We start from the raw sequence: 23273 nt of genomic DNA, 5'->3' as shown, positions 1-23273 counted from the left end.
ATGTGTTATTTTATAGGTCTATTTTTTTTAAAATTTTCAGCTTGTTCAAATATTTCTTTATACACTTCATCACGTTCTACAGGTGGATAACCATGTTCATCTAACAATAATATTAAACCAACTTTAAGGGCTGATTTTATATCATCTCGTTTGCTCCAATCAGGAAATTTTGCTTGTTCATCTACTAAATCTTTAATTGCTTTAGCTAATTCTATTAATTTATCTTCAGGATATGTAAAATCATATTTCACACATAATTCCATTAGAATATCATAAAATGCCTTTTCTTCAAAATCAATTCCTAACGTGTTACCAGCAGAAAATTCTTTATGTACTTCCCATATTAAATTGGTTAGTTGTTCTGCCATTTCTTCATAAACTTCACTTCTAAACACATCATTTTCATCTCTTTCGTTATATCTGTTTACAAGACTTTCCATTTTTTTAGAGAAATCAACCCCTTTGACTTTATTGACTTTTTTTAATTCTCCAATTACTTTTGCTAATAACTGTTGTAGTAATTTTATTTTAGTATTTGGTAGTTTTATTTTATCAATTTTAGCTAAATAGTCTTCGTCGAAAATATCTTGTTCCGTTTGCGTTTCATCACCCATTTTGAAAATTTCTTCAACACCATCACTTTGTAATGCATTTTTAATCATCTCACGAACCTTAGCATTCATTTGTGCTGTATCTGGTGCATCTCCTTTTGTTAGTTTGAAAACAATAGACCTAATGGCTAAATAGAAATGAGTGTAATCTCTTTCTGTTTGAGTCAATTGTTCACTACCGGCACAAATATCATAAGCTGCTTTTAACCTTTTTACTAAGCCCATGAAACGAGTTTCAATTTCTTTCGTTTGTTGCACAAATTCAGCAGCCATATTTAAGTTATTCAATTGTTCTAATGATGAACCATTGAAATATTTAGTACTATCGAAATTGTGCATTATGTTAGCGATTAAATCTAAATGGTTTCTAACCACTACCAATGATTGTTGAATATCTTCAAAATTATCTCCTTCGCCTTTAGAGTATTTGGCTAATGCTAAATTCATTTGCTTTTTTATGCCAATATAATCTACTACTAAACCTTTATTTTTGCCTTTGAATTTTCTGTTTACTCTTGAAATTGTTTGTATTAAATTATGTTGTTGTATTAGTTTGTCAATATAAATACTATCTAAAAAAGGAACATCAAAACCTGTAAGCCACATATCCACTACAATGGCTATTTTGAAGTTTGATTTTTCATTTTTGAATTGACGGTCTAATTCTTTTCTATATTCTTTAGTGCCTAATAAATTGTATAATTCTTTTGGATCATCTTTTCCTCTGGTCATAATCATTTTGATACGTTCCATTGGTTTAATTTCCTTTTTCTCTTTATCAGATAATGTTGCACCGTCTTCGGCTATTTTAATTTTATTCCATTCGGGTCTTAATTCAATTACATTTTTGAAAAACTCATAAGCAATTTCACGACTACTTGATACAAACATTGCTTTTCCTTTTACAGTAGCACCTTCAGAAATTCTGTTTTCGTAGTGTTTAATAAAATCTGAAGCTAATTCTTTTAGTCTGTCTGGGTCACCCAAAATAGCATTCATATTAGCCGATTGCTTTTTACTTTCTTCTATTTGGTATTCATTTGCTCCAGATTCTTCTGCAACTTGGTAATATTCCTCTATTTTTTCTAGTTCACTATTTTGTAAAGCTATTTTAGCTGCACGACCTTCATAAACTATTCTAACCGTGATTTCATCTTTTACAGATTCAGTCATTGTGTAGGCATCAACTACTTTTCCAAAAACATCTAAAGTTGCATCAATAGGTGTGCCTGTAAACCCAACATAAGTAGCATTTGGTAGAGAATCATGTAAGTATTTGGCAAAACCAAAAGTCTTTTTTACGCCACTTTCAGTTACTTTTACTTTTTGGTCTAGGTTGGTTTGACTTCTGTGAGCTTCATCAGAAATACAAATAACATTAGCTCTATCAGTCAGTAATTCGGTATCTTCTGTAAATTTATGTATGGTTGTTAAAAATACACCGCCACTCGCTCTACCTTGAACCAATTCTCTTAATTCGGCTCTACTTTCAACACTGGTAATTGTATTATCTCCAATGAAATTTTTTGCATTTGTAAATTCATCAGAAAGTTGGTCGTCTAAATCGGTTCTGTCTGTAATTAAAATGATAGTGGGATTTTCAAAAAATACACTCTTCATTAATTTTCTTGTTAGAAAAAGCATTGTAAAACTTTTTCCACATCCTGTAGCACCAAAATAAGTACCGCCTTTTCCGTCACCTTGTGGTTTTTGTGCTTTTTTTATGTTTTCAAATAATGCGTTTGTTGCATAATATTGAGGGTAACGACATACTATTTTTTCATTCTTTTTTGAGCTATCGGGTATGTAAATAAAGTTTTGTATTATATCTCTTAATCTATTTTGATGTAACATTCCTTGTACTAAAGTGAACATACTATCAATCCCATCGACTTCTTTTGCTAGACCAGAAACTCTACGCCATGCATAAAAGAACTCGTAAGAAGTAAAAAATGAACCTGCTTTGTTGTTAACGCCATCGCTTATTACACAAAACACATTGTATTTGAAAAGTTCTGGAATATCTCTTTGATAACGTGTGGTTAACTGTGTATAAGCATCGTGAATAGTGCAGTTTTCTTGTATGGCAGTTTTAAATTCAAAAACCACAACAGGAATACCGTTAATATAAATAATACCATCAGGGATTCTTTTTTCAGTTCCAACTATTTCAAGTTGATTGACAAATTTATAAGAGTTTTTGTTGTCTTTAGAATAATCAATTAAATAGACCCAAATGTCTTTATTGTTTCTATCTTCTCTTTTGAAAGAAAACCCATCAGCCAACCAACGCATTATTGTTTTGTTCGTTTCATAAAGGTCTGCAGAAGACAATGTTTTTAGTTGCAAAACGATTGATTTTGCTTCCGTAACTGTTAATCCTTCCTTTTTGTAACGATTAAGAAGAAACTCAACTAAATCTTCCTCGATTAAAACTTCATCAGGATTACGAGTAATAGTATTGCCTAGATAATGAGGATAATTTTCATTACCTAATAATTCAATAAATGCTTCTTCTAGTTTGGCTTCTGTAAATTTCATATCAATTTTACTTTTTCAATTCAAGAATTTCTAAAACAAGATTTTGTAGTTTTTCAATTCTATCTTCTGCATCTAAATTTTCTTTGGTTTGGAGTATTTTTATTTCTCCTTCTTCATTAATGCTATTTTGTTCTAATAACATTTCATACATCCAATTTTCTCTTTCCTCTTTGTTGCGATTTACTAGTTTAATTTCATTTTGAAAAAATTGAATGCCTATTGTAGATTTATGTCTAAATATTTCTAAATAGTTGTTATAATTCTCTAAACTTACATGTTTGGATTGATTTTGGATATTTATTTCAAATAGGAAAGGACACCAATTGTAACCATTGAATTGTTTTTCTTTCATTTTATTGAAATGAAAATCAGTATTTGCATTAAACCAATAATAAAATCCTTTGTTACAATTATTTCTAAATGATGGGTATTTTAAAAAGTAGTATTTCCAATCTCTACCATTTTTCTCTGATTCGAGTATGTAATCCTGAATAATTTGATTATAAGTTTTTGAATTGCCATTTAAAAAATCAAGGCATTTGTTTAAAACAGGTCTGGTTTTACTATAAATATCTTTGTTTTTTCCAAACCCTGGTGTTGTGAAAAATCTTCTAATTACAGTTGTATTTGATGACATTAAGTTGAACCAACCACCAACATCATTTTGGGAGTAATCACCAAATGAAAGTAAAACATTGCTTCTTACATTAAAATCTTTGGTAAATTCATTTTCATCAAAAAAATCTAAAAATTGTATGGCTCTATCTTTTAATTTGTTATCAAAATCAAAGATTGAAATACAACCTCTTAATAAATCAGAATCTTCTAATTTATTGATATATTCTGTACTATTGCTATTTGATTGAATATATAGTTGTTTTTCTTTTTCTTCTTTAATTTGGTCGGTTTTAAAAGTTTTAAGTTTACTTAAATCATAGTTTCTTAAATAATTTTCTATTTCGGAATAATTAGCACCAATTGTTTCGTTTCTTAATTGAAAGTCAGAATTTATTATGATGTTTCTCAATAATCGGAACTGATTTGAAAAATCATTTATTGGAGTTTTAATATGAATTAAACAAATGTAAAGCAACAAATGTTCTTGCAATGAAAAACCTCTGTTTTCATCGTAAACTAACAAACATCTTTTTAATAGATTTTCTTCTTGATGCAAGAAGTATAATCGGCATTTGTCTTTATTAAATTGTTCTTTCTCAAAGTAAAAATGATTTATCCAAAAATCTGGGTTTTCATTTAATTGTTTACAAATTGCATCTAAAATATCGAATACAAATTCAAAATCTTCTTTATGCTCAAATATTAATTTAAGTGTTTCTTTACTTTCGAAAGTATTCTTGTATTTGATTTCTTTTTTAGCTGCTAAAATTCCAGTAAGGTAATTGAACAAATTTAGGAAGCTATTATCAACAATTAAAGCAATATCTTCTTCAATATCTTCTTGCAGAATTACATTCCATACACTATCAATCCATTCTTGGTCGATAGATTTTTCGAAGCGTTCTTTTAATTGAGGAAATGTAATTAAATCTGCAAAATTAGCTTTAAAATACTCAAATTCGGTTAGTGGTTTGCCTCTTGAATTCATTTTGATATATAAATCATCTGATAAGCCCACACTGTCCATATTCAGTTTATAGAAAAAGAATGGACCACCATTTTGGGTAATTATTTGCCAAATGGGAGTTTGCGATAAATTATTGTACTTTTCTTCAATAGCATTTAGCATTACCAACATTGATTGTATGGTAGGGTCGTAATCCCAAGTTTCAAAATACCAAGATTGGTCTTTGATTTCTTGTGCTATTGTTTTTTTATCAAAGTTTGGTTTAAATTTTATTAGTTCTTGACAAAATATTGTACTACTATATCTGGTTTCGTACATAAAATTAGCCAAGTTTTGTTCTTCTTCCTTTTCTTTATTAGCTATAAACCAATGAAGTAACCACAACGTAGTTAATCTTTGTTGCCCATCGATAGGAATAAATGTATTATCATTTGAGGTATTTCTTTGAAACCCATAAGCAAAATCTAATTCTAGTTCGTAACTATTTGAAGCAATTCTTTTTTCAATTGCTGTAAATAACGCATCTAAAAAATCGTGCCTGATTTTATCTACTTGTTTGTTTATTCTTCCTTGAGCATAATCTCTTTGAATAATAGGAATTTCAATTTTTTGCTCTAATATATCTAAAAAACTAAGCTTCATTTTCTACTAAATAAGGCGTTATACATTTTTCCATTTCTTTGAGATAATTATCTCTTTCGGTTTTTGTCCAAACACAACTTTGTTTGTATTCTTCACCTACATAATAATTTAGAAATATTCTTTTAGTAGCAATAGGAATAAACGAACCTTTTTTGTCTAGTTCTATTACTTTTGTTCTTTTTACTTCAAACACAGAATTGCTTAATATGCTATTATCTTCAATGGAAAGAATTGCTAAATTGTTTATTTTGTGTAAGTATTCATTCTCATCTTCACCATCATTTGGTATTAGGCTTAAAATTTTACTACTTACATCTTTAAAGTCTTCGTATTTAATTGTTTCACGAATTTCGTTTACTTCTTTTACTATTTTTTCAACTTTTTGATTGTCAATACCAACCGATTTTAAAATGGATAGATGAGCTTCTAACCAAGCTAACCAATCTTCTTTTTTGTTTTCGTTGATACCTACGACATTTTGAGCATGAATGTGTTCTAAACTTTTGGTTGAATTTTTATAGGAATAAAATGGAAAGAAATCATTCTCGTTGGTGTTGGTTCTGGTTAATTCTACATTTACAAATAATAGTGTATCGAGAATTTTAGAAAATTCATGTTTGTTATTATAGTTTAGTTCTTGCCAATCCTCTGGAATTACTTTACCAATTAATTTGTTCAATTGACTTTCAAATTTGCTTTTAGGATAGCTTTTCTTTAAATGAATTAAATCGTTAATATCTGTTCCTGTTGCAATTACATAACCAATTTTATGATATAAATTTTTATCAGTAAACCAAAAACTAAGAGCTCTAAATATTTCTTCAATTGTAACCCATTTATTCCATAGTGTATCTGCAGTTTCTTTTTCGTTGAAGAAATGGATGAAGCTATACAATGGATCTTTTGAATTGCCTTTGTGTGTGGCAATATCAAATAAGTATTCTATTTTATTGCTATATGAGTTAAAAGGTTTGTTGCTGATAAACGACCAAAATTTTGGATTATTCAGTTGGTTTTCAATTTCGTCCCATAACTGTATCAGTTGTGTTTTTCGTTTAGTTTTTTGCTCATCCGTAAATTCTTTAAAACTGTTTTGGTTAACGAATTTTGCTTTAATTAATTCGGCACTGGTAAGTGGAATTTTACCTCTGTTTAAACGAATAAATAAATCTTCGCTGCTTTGTGAAGCATCATTTATTTCGTACCAAATTACTTGAACACTCCATTCGGGTAATTTATTATCAGTTCTCACGGTTGGTAATAAGGTATCTAAAAAAGTGTTTTTACCTTGTCTGCCAATAGCATTACCGTCTAATGTAAACCATTCTTCTATGGTTGCGTAGGCTTGACTTAAATAATATAAATCGGGTTTAGTATCATTATAATCTGTAGTTTGCAGAAATGCTTTGGTTTCTGGACGTGTTTTATAATCTAATGTATAAAGGTCTTTTCCGTACTCGTTTTTAAAATTTTCAATACCTACAGCTCTGCTTAAAAAACTAATAATTCTATGCAAAGTGGTTAAACGCTGTTGCCCATCTATTAGCTCATAACCCTCAATAGTATTGCCTTGTGCATCTTGCCATTGTTTTTTGCGTACTACTAAAGGTTGAAGGCAATAAAACTTATTTTGATTATCGGTTTCGTTACGGTATTCCCAAATATCATTTAATAGTTGTGAAACATTATGCTGTGTCCAGCGGTAGCCACGCTGATAATCGGGGATATAGAAATGATACCCTAATAGTTCTGTAATGGTTTTTAGTTTTATGTCGTTGTTCATTGTTAGCTGTACTTAATTTGCATTTGCCATTAGTTCGTTTTGTACCACCCCACGCATTAATACAGGGCAAATAGGTTTTATGCTTGCTTTTAACTGCTCGTTTATACGTTTGCGAGCTTCTAATGTATGATATATCGTTACAATTGCTTTTTGTTTTTCGATACTAGGTATTGGTATATTGATATTGCACATATCATCCCAATTAAAATTTTCTCTGGCACTGCCCCAAGAATGAAATCGTGCGTATCTATCGAATTCTTCTCTTTTCATAAAAAGAAACAAATATTCAGGTAATAATTTCAATTCATTTATTACTTTGAAAGTTATATATATTGGTGAAACAACAATATCAAAATTAAAATCAGATAATGCAACTGCTAAACACCTCCATGTATCAGTTGTTGGAACATATGCAAATTCTCGATTTTTAACAATACGATAGTTTGATAGTTTGTTAAAATTAACTCTAGAATTAGGTACACGAAACTTTTTTTCTGTACTCATTCCACGAACTTCAGTAATCTTATTATCAGAGTTTCTATCCTCAGTCCTTTCAATATACTCTCCAAGTATTTTAGGAGGTTCATTTTTAATTAAATCTTCAATATAGGTATCGCAAATCAATTGCAAATCGTTTAAGCTGCTTTCATAGGCTTTTTGATTGGTTAAAATACCTTTGTATAAAGCCACATATTTACGTTGCTCGTCTATGTGAGGGATTGGGATTTCTATTTCACAAAGTCTGTCATATTCTAAACTTGCTCTAACACTACTATCGCTAATAAACCAACCATATCTGTCTGATTCAGGTCTTTGAAACCACATCATCATATATTCGGGTAATAGTTCATTTTCATCAATTACTTCAATAACTGAATATGCAGGAGAAATTATTGCAGGTTGATTATCAGTATATAATGCTAGTCTTATGGTTTCATCTCGTCCTACTTGCATAGCAGAATAGGCAAATTGACCTTTTTGGATAATTTTATATTTAGATAAATCAGTGCCAGAAACATTAGCTACAGAGGGCATAAAGTTTTTTGTAATGTTAATACCCAAGAGATTTGTAACCTGTAAATCTTTATTACGGTTATCTACCAATTGAATATAATTACCTAATCTTTTATAACTCATAGCCAAGTGTTTTAAAAGCGTTAATTAATTGTTCTTGGCTTTCTTTTTCCTCTTTAAGCAATGCTTTAAAGTCTTTTTGAATGCGTTTCATTTCGGTATCAAAATCGATATTGCTATCTACATCTATAAAATCGATGTATTTGCTTGGTACCAATGAATATTTGTTTTCTTTTAATTGGTCAAAGTGTACTGATTTGCAAAACTCAGGAACGTCTTTATACGTTGTTTCCCAGTCTGTTTGTTGCCAGTTGTGATAGTTTTCTGCAATCTTTTCAATATCAGTTGCGGTTAGTTCTACGAATTGTTTTTCATATTCGCTGCCCCAACGTCTTAAATCCATAAACAAGACTTCTTTTTCTCTGTTACGGTAGTTTTTTTGACGGTCGTTAATTTGTATGGTGCGTTCTTTTTTATTCTTGTTTATTATCCAAAGCGTTACACTAATGTCGGTTGTATAGAATGTATTACGAGGAATAATGATAATGGCTTCAATAAGATTGTTTTTTATTAAAGCTTTTCGGATTTTATATTCTTCGCCACCACCTGATAAAGCACCATTAGCCAAAATGAAACCTGCCACGCCATTATCTGATAATTTAGAAACCATATTTAATATCCAACCATAATTGGCATTACTTTTTGGAGGTACATCATACCCTTTCCAACGTGGGTCATCTTTTAGTTCATTTTCACCTCTCCAATCTTTTTGATTGAATGGAGGATTTGCCATAATGTAATCGGCTTTTAAATCTTTGTGTTGGTCATCATGGAAAGTATCGGCATGTTTTAATCCTAAATTTGCAGAAATACCTCTTATGGCAAGGTTCATTTTTGCCAATTTATAGGTAGTAGGAGAGGATTCTTGTCCGTAAATAGATATTTCTTTTTTATTTCCTTGATGATTTTCGATAAATTTAATGGACTGAACAAACATACCACCCGAACCACAAGCTGGGTCATAAATGATACCGTTGTAAGGTTCAATTAATTCAGCCATAAGATTTACAATGGTTTTTGGAGTGTAAAATTCTCCTTTACCTTTTCCTTCCTTGATAGCAAACTTTCTTAAAAAGTATTCGTAAACACGACCAATAATATCATGTTCTTTATCTTCAAGCGTATTGATTTCATTAATTTTATCTACCAATGAAGCTAATTTGGTTTTATCTAAACCTAAACGTGAAAAATAATTATCAGGCAATGCACCTTTTAAAGCTGGATTGTTTTTTTCGATTGTATGTAGTGCAGTATCAATTTTTAAAGCTAAATCGTCTTGTTTGGCATTTTTACTGATATAAGACCATCTTGAGATTTCTTCTAAAAAGAAAACATTTTTCATATTGTAGAAGTCTTTCATTTCTACATATTTTTCTTTTCCTTCTGCAATAATCTCTGCTTTTCTTTCTTCAAATTTATCACTAGCAAACTTTAAGAATATTAACCCTAAGACTACGTGTTTGTATTCCGCAGGATCTACAGAACCTCTTAATTTATCACACGATTGCCAAAGTGTTTCTTCAATTGCTTTTGATTTTTCAGTATCCTTTTTTGCCATTATATTATTCTGTTTGAGTAGTATTATTTCTTTTTATTTTTTTGTTCCAGTGCTTTAATTTGTTTATCGAAGTCGGAGTTTATTTTTTGTGTTTTGTTGAAAATGTCGTATTCTTTAGCTGCTTTACTTATGGCTTGTTGATGGGATACTTTTCCGAAACCTTCGAGTATTTTGTATTCATTGAAGCTTAAAAACTTGTTTACACTTTCGGCTAAGCCTTCCATTGTAAAGGTGTTTTGGCGTTCGATGAGGTTTTCGATATAATCAAAATATCCTGAAACGGTTCTTTCGAGTTGTTTTATTTCTTTTTCCTCTAGATAGTTTTTTGCAACTTCAATATCTGATTTTAATATTCTACCATCAGGCGCATTTTTGAAAGTTGTTAATCCCATTTGCGGTTTTGAGCTATCGGCTTTTAAATAGATGATTTCGGCAGCTGTTTTCCCTGTAATGGCGAAATGGAATTTGTTTTGCACCAAGGCATAGAAATTTTTGGTGATTTCGGCTTTTGGGTCGTAATCAATGCTACACTCTGCAAAAATATCGGTGATTTGTTGGTAGATTCTTCTTTCGCTTGCACGAATAGAACGCACTCTTTCAAGCAATTCTTTGAAGTAATCTTTACCAAAAGCGGTTGAACCTTGTTTTAAACGGTCGTCATCCATTGCAAAACCTTTTACAATGAATTCTTTTAATACTTTGGTAGCCCAAATTCTAAATTGCGTAGCTTTAGTAGAATTAACACGGTAACCTACTGAAATGATAGCATCAAGATTGTAAAATTTTGTTTTATAGTTTTTACCATCTGCTGCAGTTGTTTCCAAAATGGAAATAACTGAATTTTCTTCTAATTCAGCACTTTCAAAAATATTTGTTAGATGTTTATTGATTGCAGGTACCCCAACATCAAATAATTCAGCCATCATTTTTTGAGAAAGCCAAATAGATTCATTTTGAATTAATACTTTAAGAGAAACTTCTCCATTTGGGGTATTATACAGAATAAAATTATTAATTGGTTCTAGGTTACTCATTGCTTATTATTTGTTTTGTTTAATTCATTTATTGCTACTTGTACTATTTCTGATGGATTACTTTCTTCTTTTATAATTTCATATACTTGGTCGGCTAACCAAATTGTGTATAACTCTTTTTCGTTTGAATGAAGTAAGTTTGCTAATAAAGGAATATGTTCCCTTTTTGCTCTTCGTTCTCCTCGTTCTATTTTACTGAGCATAGCGGTATCTATTTCTAGGACACTTGCTACTTGCCTTTGTAATAGTTGGTTTTGCTCTCGCAATTGTTTTATGTGTTCTCCAAAGTTCATGCTACATTAATTGACTTGTCAAATTTTGTCTAATGTAAGAAAAAGTAATGACTAACCAAACAAGAGAAAATAAAAGTTATTCACATTAAAAAAAGAGATTGAGGGTTTTGAGGGAATAAGGAAAAAAATATTTTAATGTTATTGTTTTGTACGTAAAAAACACGTACATTTGCAAAAGCTAATTCGAACTATCGTTTATTATTAGAATTGTTTTTGGTACATTATTTGTATTAGTAAGAAATTGAAAAACACGTATTTATTGAAGTAATCAAGCTATTAAAGCGGTGTTTAGTTTAGAAAAAGTTTACATTTTTGATAATGATAAAAAATGAAAAAATATTTTATTGGAGATTACAGTTAAGTCGAAAGGACTGAAGAAAAATTAGGGTCAAAAAGGACAAGTTTATAGTCAGAGTGACATTTATTATTATTTTAAGTTATTAGGAGTTCAGAAAGAACATATTTATTAAAGAGTTTTATTTATTATGGCAACATTAGTTAATGACAGAATCGATGTTCGAATTAGCAAAGAACAAAAGGAGCTTGTTAAGTATGCGTCTGAGTTGCGAGGTTTTAAGAGTTTGTCCGAATTTGTTGTTTTTTGTATTAACAAAGAGTCGAGTGATATTATTAGGGATAATAATATTATTTTAAAAACAATTGAGGATAAGAAGATATTTTTAGATGCAATACTTAATCCGCCAAAGCCAAATGCTAAGCTTAAGAAAGCTCAAATGAATTATAATAAATTTTATTTGAGTAATGAAAGTGACAATACAGCTGTTGAGTAAAAGCCATGAAAAGAGTGGTTTTGATTGTGGGAAACCACTATTAGATAATTATATTAGAACGCAAGCTAGTCAAGATGTAAAAAGAGATTTATCAGCTTGTTATGTAATGACAGAAGAGGGAAATACCACAGTTTTTGGGTATTACACTTTGTCGAGTAATTCGATTGAAAGGACATTGTTTCCTGCCAATATGATAGCAAGGCTTCCGCCTTCGTATGGAGATTTACCTACCATTTTATTAGGTAGGTTAGCATTAGATAAAAAAATGCATGGGAAAAGACTAGGAGAATATTTGCTTATTCATGCATTGAATAGATGTGTAGAGGTTTCACAAACCATTGGGGCTTTAGCTGTTGTTGTTGACCCAATTGATGAGCAAGCGGAAGAATTTTATTCGAGTTATGGGTTTATCTTTTTACCTGGTTCAAAAAAGATGTTTATGGCTATGAAAACCATTGAAGAATCAATCCCTGTGATTGGACAATAAATAAAAGGAGTGTTTAAAAGACACTCCTTTATTTTTTTACTCACTTTCCCTTAAAATCCTTATTTCCTTGTTTACTCATGTTGCGGTATTTTCCATTCATTTCTCTATGTATTAAACCTGCTTTTGTAAATGCTGTAATGTAGCCTTCGGCAGTTTTGTGAGGAATAGTTAATTTCTCTGCAATAGCTAAATAGTCGGCTGTTGTGAAAGCTACGGGAAGCATTTCCAAGAATTTTTCTTTACGGTTTGTTCTTGTGGCAACTGGAGTTTCAACAGGTAAATCGTTAAACACTTTGCTACTATGCTGTGTCAAAACCGTTACTAAATCGAGTACATTTTGAAAATCAATATCATCACATTCTCTAGTAGTGGAACAATCTCCATCTTCCATGATTCGTAAAGTTATGATTACCATCATTAAACGAAAGGCATTTAATCCCATTCTTCTGATTGTAGCAATGTAATCATCGGTTTGAATATTCAAATATTTGGTTTGCACTTTTGAAAAATACTCATTGAATTGTAATTGTTGGCTTTGGCTCAATTTAATTTGAATAGTCGGGTTGTTGTTTAACGCTTTGTAGAACTCCAAAAATTGTCCGCCTAGTTCGTTGTAATAATCGTCTAAACCATTTTCGGTTTGGATTTCAAATACGTTTTTCCAAATAGGTGTGATGTTCATATAATAGAACATAAAACGACTGAATAAACCATTTTCTGCATTTGGTATTAAAGCTGAAACTTGCTTTGGTGTTCCTGATAGTACCGTTGATAAACATGGGTTTTCAATGTCTACATATTCACGGTCTGTTCTACGGTAATAGCTTATTGTTTCGTGATGATATGCTTTACGAAAACCATCGGAATAATTGCCATAATCGCTTTTAAATGCTTGTGCTAATGTATCGCCTTCGGTTTCAAAAATTAATCCTTCACCATTGTTATCAAACAACAATTGAAATACTCCTGTTGTACTATTGTTGGCAGGAATGAACAACATTCTTTCGGGTGGTTTTGCAGGTTTTTCGGCATTTGGATTTTTACCTTTTTCTTGGTTATAGGAAACTAAACTAGCTTCAAATTCTTTTTTCATTAAAGTGGATTGTTCCCTTTTTAGTTTGTGAATTGGCTGTACTAATTGTTTGCATTGGGTTAATCTTCCTTTGCCTGCTGATGCTGGAGCTGTTACAAACAGATACAAATTTGCCATTACTTTTTTACCATCGTAAATACCATAAATGGTAGGAAGGCAAGCACTTAATGTTGTGAGTGTTCCCAATAACAAAATATCTCTTTCCTCATTTGTTGTTGCAGGTTTAACGCAATCTTTTAGGAATAGTGGTAAGGTGTCGTAAATATGACTTGGAAATACTGGTGTTTTCTCTGTTTTTACTTCGGTAACTTCATTATTTACTATTGGTTTTTCATTATGTATTTTAATGTTGTTCTGTTGTGCTAAATAGTAGATTGTAGCTATTGTAACGCCTGTTCCTTTAGCTTTTAAGCAATTGTTGTATTGTACATCACATTCTTTGTAATCATAAGCACTATTGAATTTACTTATTCTGTGGAAATAGTCTCTACCCATTTCGCCAAATTCGTCAGCAAGAGCAAAGCCTATGTTTCTCCAATTGTCGTAGCCCTGTGTTATGTCGGTTCCTGTGTATTCAATTTGTTGTAAGTAATTCTCAAACTGATTGTCGGAAACAATAGGATTAGGTATGTGTTTTGGTTGAGGTTCTTGCTTTGCAGGAACTTCTAACCATTCTTTTGGATTAAATATTTTCTTATTCATTTTGTTGTGTGTCTAGGGTTAATGTAAGCTTCGGAATCATAACATAAAAAACAAGCTCGGGAAATGTCTTTACCAGATGCATCGACTTTGATATTGTATTGCTGCTCTAAATAATTAGATACTGCGGTATAATATTCTTGATGTGTTGCTTGTTCTAAATCAATTTTTATAATCCATTTTAAACCATCACCCGAAGGAGATTTGAAAAGTAATTCGGTTTCAAAATATTCATCTTTCAATAACATTTCTCTAGTTTGGTTTAGATTTTCCAAATGATCTAAATCAATTGTCATTAATAGTGAATGTTTGATTAAATCTTCATCGTTTCGCTTTGTAAAAGTTCCTGAGAAGGTTACATAATCAAATTTGTTGGCTTTGTACTTTTTTTTCTCTTTAAGGTCTGTAATCGTCCTTAAATGGTTTGTAACGCTTTCGTAAGTATTGCTTGTAATTAAATCGTATATCTCGCTTAATTTTAATTCTTTCGATGGGAATACATTCATTACAGGAGCTTTGTAAAAACTGCATTTTACATACCAAGTTGTGTCTTCTTGTTCAATGTAATTGCACTCTTTTGTTTCTTCTGTATCAATTCTCAAATGCATTACTTTATTGATTTTTTGAAGTAATTCCGTTTGATTGTTACATTGAAAATACAATTGAGCAAAGTCGAAGACATCTCCATGAAAATCCAAAATTTCGTTATCTTTATGTACCGCACAATTATTAACTATGCTTACTAATAATGTTTCTTTATCCTGATTGTAAGGGTTACAAGTAACACTACATTCTCTCCCATGAAGAGAGAGAACGGTAGCGTTAGGATAAAACTGTCTCAATATAAACGCGTAGATATTTAAACCGTAGTGCGTTTTGTTCAGTATTTTTTCCTTTGTAATCATACTACTTGTCTTTTGATTTGTTGGTATAATTACGCTGTAAAAGGTTTTCTATATCATTTGATTTGTAATAGAATTTACCTTCAATTTTACTGAATGGAAGTGTACCATTGTCACGATAGGTTTGTAGTGTTCGTGGACTTATATGAAGTGTTTGTAGTACTTCTTGATTGTCTAACCACTCATCACTTAACTTTCCTCTTTTTTGATTTTTTAAGGCTTCTATATAAGCTTTCAAATATTGAATGTCTTTTGACATTTCCATTGCTAAGTCCATTAACTCTATCATAATTGCACCCTTCCTTTCTTAATTAAGTAGTTAGCTGCTTCTTGTTCGATTTCGTCAATAGAATTGCTTCTATTTCTCAAAAGCCAATTGTCAAGTTCTTGGCGATTGAAATACAGTTTTTTCCCATTAGGTTTGTAATGAGGAATGCTTCCAGTACTCGTAAGTTTGTACAAGTGTGACTGGGAAAGTTCTAAATAAATGCAAGCATCGTTAAAGTTTAGTACTTGCTTTTGCATTGCTTGCTGTGTTTCTAGCAATTTTTCAATGCGTTCTAATTTTTCTAAAATAATAGTGTCCATCTTCGTTAAAAGATTTAATTAAAAATGGACATCAGCGCTAATGTCATAATTGGTTATCAATTACTTAGCGAAGATAGGGTAGGCACTTTGGTAAGGAAGAAAAAGGAAAAAATGGTATTAGTAACCTATTGTAAATAAAGAGGTTAAAATATTTTTTGGTATTATGGTTTGGTATTATGAATTGATAATACCACTTTTTGATTTTAGGATATTTTGTCTAACCAATAGGTATTATCTACTAATTGTTTAAATTTCAATTCATCTTTACCTCTAAAGTTTCTGAACTCTTTATTTATATCGCTATTGTTACCATAGCGGTGTTCAAAAAAATTATAGATTTTAGAATCTCTAATAGGTTTTCTGCCCGGGAAAGTAAACTCATTGAAGTAGCCTTTGTTTTTTAGTTGTAATATAAATGCAGCTAAAAGCTGTTTGTTTCCTTTTTTGAAAATAAACTCATATTCGTTATCGATTATGCCGTATTCATTCAATGTTTTTTCATGAATTACAAATTGGTCAGGTTTGGCAATTAAATCATCAAATTTGATTATTTTATTGTTTTCACGTCTGTCTTCTAAATCTCCTTTAATAGGTCTGAAAGCTTTTGCTTCTTCCTTGATTTTCTCGGTGTAATGAATTGGACTGCCTTCGTATGGTTTGATTACTAAATCTTTTGAAGCTTCTTCATATAAATATGTTTCTTGTATTTCTTCCAATTCCATTATTTCAAACTCGGCTTTACCTTTGAAACGTTCTTGAAGTTCCATAAATAACATTATGCAATTGTATTTCATAAAATGAATTACATAAGCTTCATCACTTTTTTTGTCTCTGGAAGGACTTTTGTATAAATCTTCTGTAAGATTATTATTTTCGATATGCTCTCTAATAAAGCTAAAATATTGTTTTATCCCGCTTTCGGCAACTGCATATAAATATTGGTATTCTTCCTCTAGTTTATCTGTTTTGCTGTTTGAAATTATTTCGTTCAGCTTACTTGTAATGAAGTTTTTTATTAGTTCCGTGTAATATTTACGAATAGGAGTAATAGCCTTTTTAAAATCAATCTCATAAAGAGGGGTTGCAATAGGATATTCTTTTACTAAACTTTTTAGTTCTTCATTAATCTTTGTATCTGTTCTGTTGTCTTTTGATACAGGATTTATATAGATTAGATCATTAATAATATCTTTACTCATAACTAGAAATCTAATTTAATTTTGTTAGCTGCTTCGTGTTTTTTCTCGTCAATGATTTTAGCATAAATTTGAGTTGTTCTCAATTCTTTATGACCTAACATTTTTGATACCGTATAAATATCAGTTCCCAGTGTTAATTGCAATGTTGCATAAGTATGCCTTGCACAATGGAACGTAATATCTTTATGAATACCTGCTTTATATACCCATTGCTGTAATTTTAGGTTTGACCAAGCACTATAATGCAAAGCATCAAAGATTTTATCATCAGGTTCTTTGCGTTCTCCTAATAGGCTTACTGCTTGTTCTGAGATTGGTTGTGTTTCTGCTCCTTTGGTTTTCTTTTGTCTGAATCTTATGTAATAGCCATAATCATTAGAGTGTTGGATTTCAGACCATTTTAGTTTTTCAATATCTGACCAACGTAAACCAGTAAGTGCTGAAAATAAAAATGCTTTTTTTAGTTCTGGCAGTTCACATTCTACTGGAACCAATTTTTGTAATTCTTCTAAAGTTAGAAATTCTCTTTGCGGTTCTCCTTGCTTAAAGGTATCAACACCTTCACCTGGATTGGTTTTTATAATACCATCTTTAACAGCTTGTTTTAGTGCAGCTTTAAATTTATTGAAATATGAATATTTAGAGTTTTGAGAAAGTTTCTTTTTGCTTTTGGATTCTGCTTTAGAATCTAAATAGGTTCTGAAATTCTCTACTAACTTTCTATCTAAATCTTGAAAGCTTACATCGTAAGGAGCAAAGGTTTTAAAGTGTTTTATCATACTATCCCAATTACCATAATTACCATCACTTGTATTACGGTCTTCAGAAAGCTTTAGTAAATACGCTGTAAAACTTCCTTTTAGCTTTTCAATATCATGAAAGCCAAAAGTTCCGTTTTGCATTTCTATTTGTCTTTGTGCTCGAATAGTTTCTGCAAGCTCTCGTGTTTTTTTGTTTACATCTTTTTCAGCCTTTGTTTTCGGGTCTGGGTTGAGGTATAGTCTTAAAAACTCGTTTTTTCTTTTTCCTTTGTGATAATAGTCAAGATATAAACTGATGCTATTACCTTTTAATCTTTCTCTTAGTGTGACTTTCATAGTATTAAGATTTAAAAAGGTTTTCTATTTGCTCTTTCTGAATAATTTTCTTTCTTCCAAATTTGTGAATTTGCAAATCGCCACGTTTTACCATTCTATTAATAGTCCAACGACTTACACCGATGAGGTCGGCAGTATCTTGGATGGATAAATAGCTTTTAGTTAGTAAAGAATTTGGATTTAAGATTTGAGTATCATTTTTTGAAACAATTATGTTTTGTTGTTCCAGTAATGTTTGTTCAATCTTTTGCTGTTTGGCTTTTAATTTGTAATCACGTTGATTGCATTTGTGACTGCAATATTTTGTAGTGGTTTTGTGGGCAATATACGTTTTGCCACAATGATTACATACTTTTGGAATAGAAATATTACTGCTCATAAAATGTTGCTTTATGTTGCAATAGGTAGCGAAGTGTAGCAATATGTAGCACTATTTCTCTACTTTATATCATTTGGTTATTTGGGCAACAAAAATGATATTATGGCAACAATTGAACAACAAATATATTTAAAAAAAGGCAGTTTGGCAACAAATAAAGGAAGAAAAAAATCCGTAAACCCAACAAAAACAGATGCTTAACAAGAAAGAGAAGTGTGGTTACTTCCCGATACAGAAATTCGCAAAAATATTCCCCAGCAACTCATCATTGGTAACTTCACCGGTTATCTCGCCAAAGTAATACAAAGCAGAGCGAATATCAATCGCTATTAAGTCAGAAGAAAGTCCCGAGTCTAATCCCCATTTCACTTTTTGAATTTCCTCTAAAGCTTTTAATAGTGAATCATAATGACGCGTGTTGGTTACAATGGTTTCGTTGTTTCTAAGTGCGCCAGTATTTACTAAAGAAAGTAATTCTTCTTTAAGTGTATCAATACCTGATTTTTCTTTAGCTGAAATAGTTGCCAATTTAACATTCAATTCTTCTAATTGTTGGCGAATTTGATTTACTTCTCCATCCGAAATTAAATCGATTTTATTGACTACAACAATAAGTTGTTTTAATGGGTATTTATTTTTTATTTTCTCAATTTCGGTAATGTATTGTGAACCTGAAACTTGAAACTTGGAACTTTCAAACAAATAAATCACTACTTGTGCTTGCTCAATCTTCTCAAATGTCTTCTGAATTCCAATACTTTCTACCACATCTTTCGTTTCACGAATTCCTGCCGTATCAATAAATCGGAAACCAATTCCATTGATAACCAATTCATCTTCAATCGTATCACGCGTTGTTCCTGCGATATCGGAAACAATGGCGCGTTCTTCATTCAATAAAGCATTCAATAAAGTCGATTTCCCTACATTAGGTTCGCCTACAATAGCTACTGGAATTCCGTTTTTGATAACATTACCAACAGCAAACGAATCAATCAAACGTTTTAAAACGAATTCAATTCTTTCTAATAATTCATGGAATTGTGTTCTATCGGCAAATTCTACATCTTCTTCGGCAAAGTCTAATTCCAATTCAATTAGGGAAGCAAAATTTAATAATTCTTCACGTAATTTGGCAATCTCGTTACTGAAGCCACCGCGCATTTGTTGCATCGCAATTTGGTGTGACGCTTCATTATCCGAAGCAATCAAATCTGCTACCGCTTCTGCTTGTGATAAGTCCAATTTTCCGTTTAAAAAAGCACGCAAGGTAAATTCACCTGCTTGAGCCATTTTAGCGCCTTTACGAAGTAATAATTGGATGATTTGTTGTTGAATAAAAGTAGAACCATGACACGATATTTCAATAACGTTTTCCCCAGTGTATGAATTCGGACCTTTAAAAATAGAAAGCAGTACTTGGTCGTATATTTTTCCATTATCTGTGATATGTCCTAAATGAATCGTATGGGTTTTCTGTTTCGTAATATCTTTTCCAGAAACCGATTGAAATACTTCCGATGCAATCGTAATAGCATCTTTACCAGATAATCGAATAATAGCAATCGCACCCGCTCCAGATGGTGTAGCCAAAGCAACTATGGTTTCTTGTGGAATCATGTTCTAAATTTAAGGTACAAAGATAGAAAAGTTATATTTAAAAAGTGATTGATTTTGAGTTAACGAGATAGTTTAAGGTTTAAAATATTAATTCAACAATCATCACTATCTTTGCCGCATGAGTCAAAATCCATATTCCAACAATGTACTATTGAATCTTGGTATTCAAAGTTTAAACAAAATGCAAGAAGCAGCCCAAAAGGCTATTTTGAATGAAGATAATATTTTATTGCTTTCTCCAACAGGTTCGGGGAAAACGTTAGCGTTTTTGCTGCCTATTTTTCAATTATTAGAAGAAGAATTGAAAGGTGTGCAATGCTTGATTTTAGTGCCGTCTCGCGAATTAGGTTTGCAAATTGAACAAGTTTGGAAAAAAATGGGCACACATTATAAAGTCAATACGTGTTATGGTGGTCACTCGATAGAAACGGAATTTAAGAATTTAAGCAATCCGCCAGCGTTGTTAATTGGAACACCAGGAAGAATTGCCGATCATATAGAACGAGGAAGTTTTGCTACGGATAACATCAAAACCTATGTTTTAGACGAGTTTGACAAGTCGTTACAATTGGGTTTCCATGAAGAAATGTCGTATATCATTGGAAAAATTACAAAAGCAAACAAACGTGTTTTGGTTTCTGCGACTTCAGGTGTGGAAATTCCGAAATATACAAAGGTGGTCAATCCGAAAGTGTTGGATTTTATTCCGAAAGAGAAGCAAAATGACAATTTAGATATTCGCATCGTATTTTCGAAATCTAAGGACAAAATTGATTCGTTGTTTCAGCTGATTTGCTCTTTAAATTCCGAAGCTGCGATTATTTTTTGTAACCATAGAGAAGCGGTAGAACGCATTCATGATATGTTGACTCAAAAAGGCATTATTTCTACGTTTTATCATGGTGGATTAGACCAAGACGAGAGAGAACGTGCTTTAATTCAGTTCAGAAATGGCAGTGTTTCCTATTTGATTACAACCGATTTAGGCGCACGTGGTTTGGATATTCCCGAAATGAATCACGTAATCCATTATCATTTGCCAGCTAAAGAAGACGAATTCACACACCGAAACGGAAGAACCGCTCGTATGTTAGCCACCGGAACGGCTTATGTTTTGGTAAACGAAACCGAAAAGAAAACCGATTATTTTGATTATGGCAAACGTAGATTAGATGTTTCCAATGCAAAATCATTGCCAAAAGCGCCTTTGTTTCAAACGCTTTACATAAGCGGAGGAAAGAAAAATAAGTTGAATAAAATTGATATCGTTGGTTTCTTTTCGCAAAAAGGAAAACTGGAAAAAGATGATATTGGATTAATCGAAGTCAAAGATTTTATTTCCTTTGTAGCAGTAAAATATCCAAAAGTTAAATCGCTATTGCAAAACATCAAAGAGGAGAAAATGAAAGGGAAAAAGTATAAAATTGAAGTAGCAAGAAAAGTGATTAAGAAAGAGGAGGATTAGTTTTTTTAAAATTAATTAGAATTATTTGCAACAAATACCAATTCTTGGTATATTTGATAAAAAAAGTCATGGCACGAAATACTTCCATATTATTAGGTGAATATTTTGAAAACTTCATCAATGAACAAATGGCAACAGGAAAATATAGTTCTGTTAGTGAGGTTGTTAGAACTGCTTTAAGAGTTTTTGAACAAGAAGAAAATAAGTCGAAATCATTAATTAATGAGCTTAAGATTGGAGAAAAAAGTGCAAAAATTAAAAATTTTGATCGTAACAAAAACCTAGAACAACTTAAAGCAAACTTTCAAAAATAATGTCAACTTATATACTTAGCGAACAAGCGCTTAATGACATTAACAAAATTTGGATTTATACTGCAGAAAATTGGTCCGTTGAGCAAGCAGACCGTTACTATAATTTAATTTTTGATGAAATTGAATATATAGTAGCAAATTTTGAAATGGCTCGTGATTTTGGAACTATTAGGAAAGATTATCGATGTTCAAAAGTAAAGTCGCATTTGATATTTTTTAGAATAACCAAATCCAAAGAAATTGAAGTGGTGAGAGTTTTACATGAAAGAATGGATATTGAAATTAGATTAAGCGAATAAAATGACTTCTTCAAATTGTCCACTTTGTAATTCCAAAGCATCGCTTTTTTGTGAAAAACCAAAACATTTGTTTTATAAATGTACAAATTGCGAGGGTATTTTCAGACCTAAACATACTTTTTTAACTGCTGTAGAAGAAAAAGAACATTACGAAAAACACAATAATGATGTTTTTGATGGACGCTATCAAAACTTTGTTTCACCAATAGTTAATGCTGTTTTACATGATTTTTCTACAGAAGCTAAAGGTTTGGATTTCGGTTCAGGAACGGGTCCCGTTATTGCTAAAATGTTGACGGATAAAGGCTATCAAGTGCAGAATTACGATTTGTTTTTTGCGAATGATGCATCGCTTTTAAATCAAAAATACGATTATGTTTCCTGTTGTGAAGTAATGGAGCATTTTCATCAACCATACAAAGAATTTGAATTGCTGAAAAGTTTACTACTTCCGAAAGGTAAATTATATTGCAAAACAGCCATTTACCACAATCAAACACCTTTTGAAAATTGGTATTACAAAGATGATTTTACCCATGTTTTTATTTACCAACCCAAAACTTTAGAATGGATAAAATCCGAATTTCACTTTTCGAATTTACTTATAAAAGAGAAGTTGATTGTGTTTGAGAAATAAAACACGAATTTAACGAATTTACACTAATCTATTTGTGTCAATTCGTGAAATTCGTGTTAGAACTATTTCTTATCTAAAACAGATTCAGGAACTAATTGTGAAATATCTCCACCATTTCTCAACACATCACGAACAATACTTGAAGAAATAAATGAAGTTCGAGCGGCTGTCAACAAGAAAACCGTTTCTATTTTCGACATGACACGGTTGGTGTGAGCAATGGCTTTTTCAAACTCAAAGTCGGCTGGATTTCTTAGTCCACGTAAGATGAATTCTGCTTTTTCTTTTTTGCACAAATCAATCGTTAAACCAGAGTAGGTGATGACTTTAACTTTTGGTTCGTCTTTGAAAGCTTCTTCTATGAAACGTTTTCTGTCTTCTAAGGAAAACATATATTTTTTTTCAGCATTAACACCAATCGCCACAATTACTTCATCAAATAAAGAAACGCCTCTTTTGATAATATCGAAATGTCCGTTAGTAATTGGGTCAAACGAACCTGGAAATATTGCTTTTTTCATA

The 23273-nt window shown here is 31.3% G+C and carries 22 protein-coding genes; 6 read left to right on the top strand and 16 right to left on the bottom strand.

All coding sequences use genetic code 11. From position 1 onward, the window contains the following. Positions 1-5 precede the first annotated feature (5 nt). From ACE3PD_RS09885 to ACE3PD_RS09855, 7 genes are read right to left on the bottom strand one after another with little or no spacing between them, the layout of a single operon-like run. Positions 6-3152, bottom strand: a complete 3147-nt coding sequence (locus tag ACE3PD_RS09885) for a type I restriction endonuclease subunit R (protein ID WP_374401993.1) — start codon at positions 3150-3152, stop codon at positions 6-8. 7 nt (positions 3153-3159) lie between these two features. Beyond that, entirely contained in the window at positions 3160-5379 is a 2220-nt protein-coding gene (locus tag ACE3PD_RS09880; RefSeq protein ID WP_374401991.1) for a DUF262 domain-containing protein, read from the bottom strand. Beyond that, complete coding sequence (locus tag ACE3PD_RS09875; protein WP_374401989.1) at positions 5369-7162, bottom strand: DUF262 domain-containing protein; 1794 nt, start codon at positions 7160-7162, stop codon at positions 5369-5371. The genes ACE3PD_RS09880 and ACE3PD_RS09875 overlap by 11 nt, the downstream gene beginning before the upstream one ends. Positions 7163-7174: 12 nt before the next feature. After that, positions 7175-8299 carry a restriction endonuclease subunit S gene (locus ACE3PD_RS09870; protein ID WP_374401987.1) on the bottom strand — a complete coding sequence of 375 codons (1125 nt, stop codon included), beginning with the start codon at positions 8297-8299 and terminating at the stop codon, positions 7175-7177. Further along, the gene (locus tag ACE3PD_RS09865) at positions 8289-9854 is read right to left on the bottom strand and encodes an N-6 DNA methylase (protein ID WP_374401985.1); all 1566 of its coding nucleotides are present in this window, start codon (positions 9852-9854) and stop codon (positions 8289-8291) included. The genes ACE3PD_RS09870 and ACE3PD_RS09865 overlap by 11 nt, the downstream gene beginning before the upstream one ends. Before the next feature lie 23 nt (positions 9855-9877). Continuing rightward, the gene (locus ACE3PD_RS09860) at positions 9878-10888 is read right to left on the bottom strand and encodes a virulence RhuM family protein (protein ID WP_374401983.1); all 1011 of its coding nucleotides are present in this window, start codon (positions 10886-10888) and stop codon (positions 9878-9880) included. Continuing rightward, entirely contained in the window at positions 10885-11181 is a 297-nt protein-coding gene (locus tag ACE3PD_RS09855; RefSeq protein WP_374401981.1) for a helix-turn-helix domain-containing protein, read from the bottom strand. The genes ACE3PD_RS09860 and ACE3PD_RS09855 overlap by 4 nt, the downstream gene beginning before the upstream one ends. Before the next feature lie 485 nt (positions 11182-11666). On the opposite strand from ACE3PD_RS09855, the gene ACE3PD_RS09850 reads away from it, so the two are divergent. Together ACE3PD_RS09850 and ACE3PD_RS09845 are read left to right on the top strand one after the other, a co-directional pair. Next, entirely contained in the window at positions 11667-11972 is a 306-nt protein-coding gene (locus ACE3PD_RS09850; RefSeq protein WP_282787711.1) for a DUF1778 domain-containing protein, read from the top strand. Further along, positions 11950-12459, top strand: coding sequence for a GNAT family N-acetyltransferase (locus ACE3PD_RS09845; protein ID WP_374401979.1), 510 nt, complete (start codon positions 11950-11952; stop codon positions 12457-12459). The genes ACE3PD_RS09850 and ACE3PD_RS09845 overlap by 23 nt, the downstream gene beginning before the upstream one ends. 40 nt (positions 12460-12499) lie before the next feature. On the opposite strand, the gene ACE3PD_RS09840 is transcribed toward ACE3PD_RS09845, so the two are convergent. From ACE3PD_RS09840 to mnmE, 8 genes are all read right to left on the bottom strand, one after another. After that, positions 12500-14254 carry a DUF3987 domain-containing protein gene (locus tag ACE3PD_RS09840; RefSeq protein ID WP_374401976.1) on the bottom strand — a complete coding sequence of 585 codons (1755 nt, stop codon included), beginning with the start codon at positions 14252-14254 and terminating at the stop codon, positions 12500-12502. Continuing rightward, positions 14251-15156, bottom strand: coding sequence for a BT4734/BF3469 family protein (locus ACE3PD_RS09835; protein ID WP_374401974.1), 906 nt, complete (start codon positions 15154-15156; stop codon positions 14251-14253). Before ACE3PD_RS09835 ends, ACE3PD_RS09840 begins: the two co-directional genes overlap by 4 nt. 1 nt (position 15157) lies before the next feature. After that, positions 15158-15442, bottom strand: a complete 285-nt coding sequence (locus ACE3PD_RS09830) for a helix-turn-helix domain-containing protein (protein ID WP_374401972.1) — start codon at positions 15440-15442, stop codon at positions 15158-15160. Then, complete coding sequence (locus ACE3PD_RS09825) at positions 15439-15741, bottom strand: helix-turn-helix domain-containing protein (protein ID WP_374401970.1); 303 nt, start codon at positions 15739-15741, stop codon at positions 15439-15441. The genes ACE3PD_RS09830 and ACE3PD_RS09825 overlap by 4 nt, the downstream gene beginning before the upstream one ends. Before the next feature lie 203 nt (positions 15742-15944). Then, a complete protein-coding gene (locus tag ACE3PD_RS09820; RefSeq protein ID WP_374401968.1) occupies positions 15945-16940 on the bottom strand; it encodes a DUF6617 family protein in 996 nt (331 codons plus the stop codon). 2 nt (positions 16941-16942) lie between these two features. Then, positions 16943-18037 carry a site-specific integrase gene (locus ACE3PD_RS09815; RefSeq protein WP_374401966.1) on the bottom strand — a complete coding sequence of 365 codons (1095 nt, stop codon included), beginning with the start codon at positions 18035-18037 and terminating at the stop codon, positions 16943-16945. A 4-nt stretch (positions 18038-18041) separates the two neighbouring features. After that, positions 18042-18416 carry a helix-turn-helix domain-containing protein gene (locus tag ACE3PD_RS09810; RefSeq protein WP_374401964.1) on the bottom strand — a complete coding sequence of 125 codons (375 nt, stop codon included), beginning with the start codon at positions 18414-18416 and terminating at the stop codon, positions 18042-18044. Positions 18417-18635: 219 nt separating this feature from the next. Further along, entirely contained in the window at positions 18636-20036 is a 1401-nt protein-coding gene (gene mnmE / locus ACE3PD_RS09805; protein WP_374401962.1) for a tRNA uridine-5-carboxymethylaminomethyl(34) synthesis GTPase MnmE, read from the bottom strand. A gap of 118 nt (positions 20037-20154) precedes the next feature. Here mnmE and ACE3PD_RS09800 point away from each other — a divergent pair, with 118 nt between their 5' ends. The 4 genes from ACE3PD_RS09800 to ACE3PD_RS09785 all read left to right on the top strand — a co-directional run bounded on the left by ACE3PD_RS09800 (position 20155) and on the right by ACE3PD_RS09785 (position 22751). Then, positions 20155-21501 (top strand): DEAD/DEAH box helicase, encoded by a 1347-nt coding sequence (locus ACE3PD_RS09800; RefSeq protein WP_374401958.1) that lies wholly within the window; start codon positions 20155-20157, stop codon positions 21499-21501. Between the two features lie 68 nt (positions 21502-21569). After that, entirely contained in the window at positions 21570-21815 is a 246-nt protein-coding gene (locus ACE3PD_RS09795; RefSeq protein ID WP_374401956.1) for a type II toxin-antitoxin system ParD family antitoxin, read from the top strand. Continuing rightward, positions 21815-22114, top strand: a complete 300-nt coding sequence (locus ACE3PD_RS09790; protein ID WP_374401954.1) for a type II toxin-antitoxin system RelE/ParE family toxin — start codon at positions 21815-21817, stop codon at positions 22112-22114. Before ACE3PD_RS09795 ends, ACE3PD_RS09790 begins: the two co-directional genes overlap by 1 nt. A gap of 1 nt (position 22115) precedes the next feature. After that, on the top strand, positions 22116-22751 hold the full coding sequence (locus ACE3PD_RS09785; RefSeq protein WP_374401952.1) for a class I SAM-dependent methyltransferase: 636 nt from the start codon (positions 22116-22118) through the stop codon (positions 22749-22751). Between the two features lie 62 nt (positions 22752-22813). Here the strand turns inward: ACE3PD_RS09785 and coaD are convergent, their stop codons facing one another. Continuing rightward, the gene (coaD, locus tag ACE3PD_RS09780) at positions 22814-23272 is read right to left on the bottom strand and encodes a pantetheine-phosphate adenylyltransferase (RefSeq protein WP_374401949.1); all 459 of its coding nucleotides are present in this window, start codon (positions 23270-23272) and stop codon (positions 22814-22816) included. Position 23273: the final 1 nt, after the last annotated feature.

Origin of the sequence: Flavobacterium sp., assembly GCF_041911335.1 — a bacterium.
Taxonomy (GTDB): domain Bacteria; phylum Bacteroidota; class Bacteroidia; order Flavobacteriales; family Flavobacteriaceae; genus Flavobacterium.
This window is presented reverse-complemented; position numbering and strand designations above follow the sequence as displayed.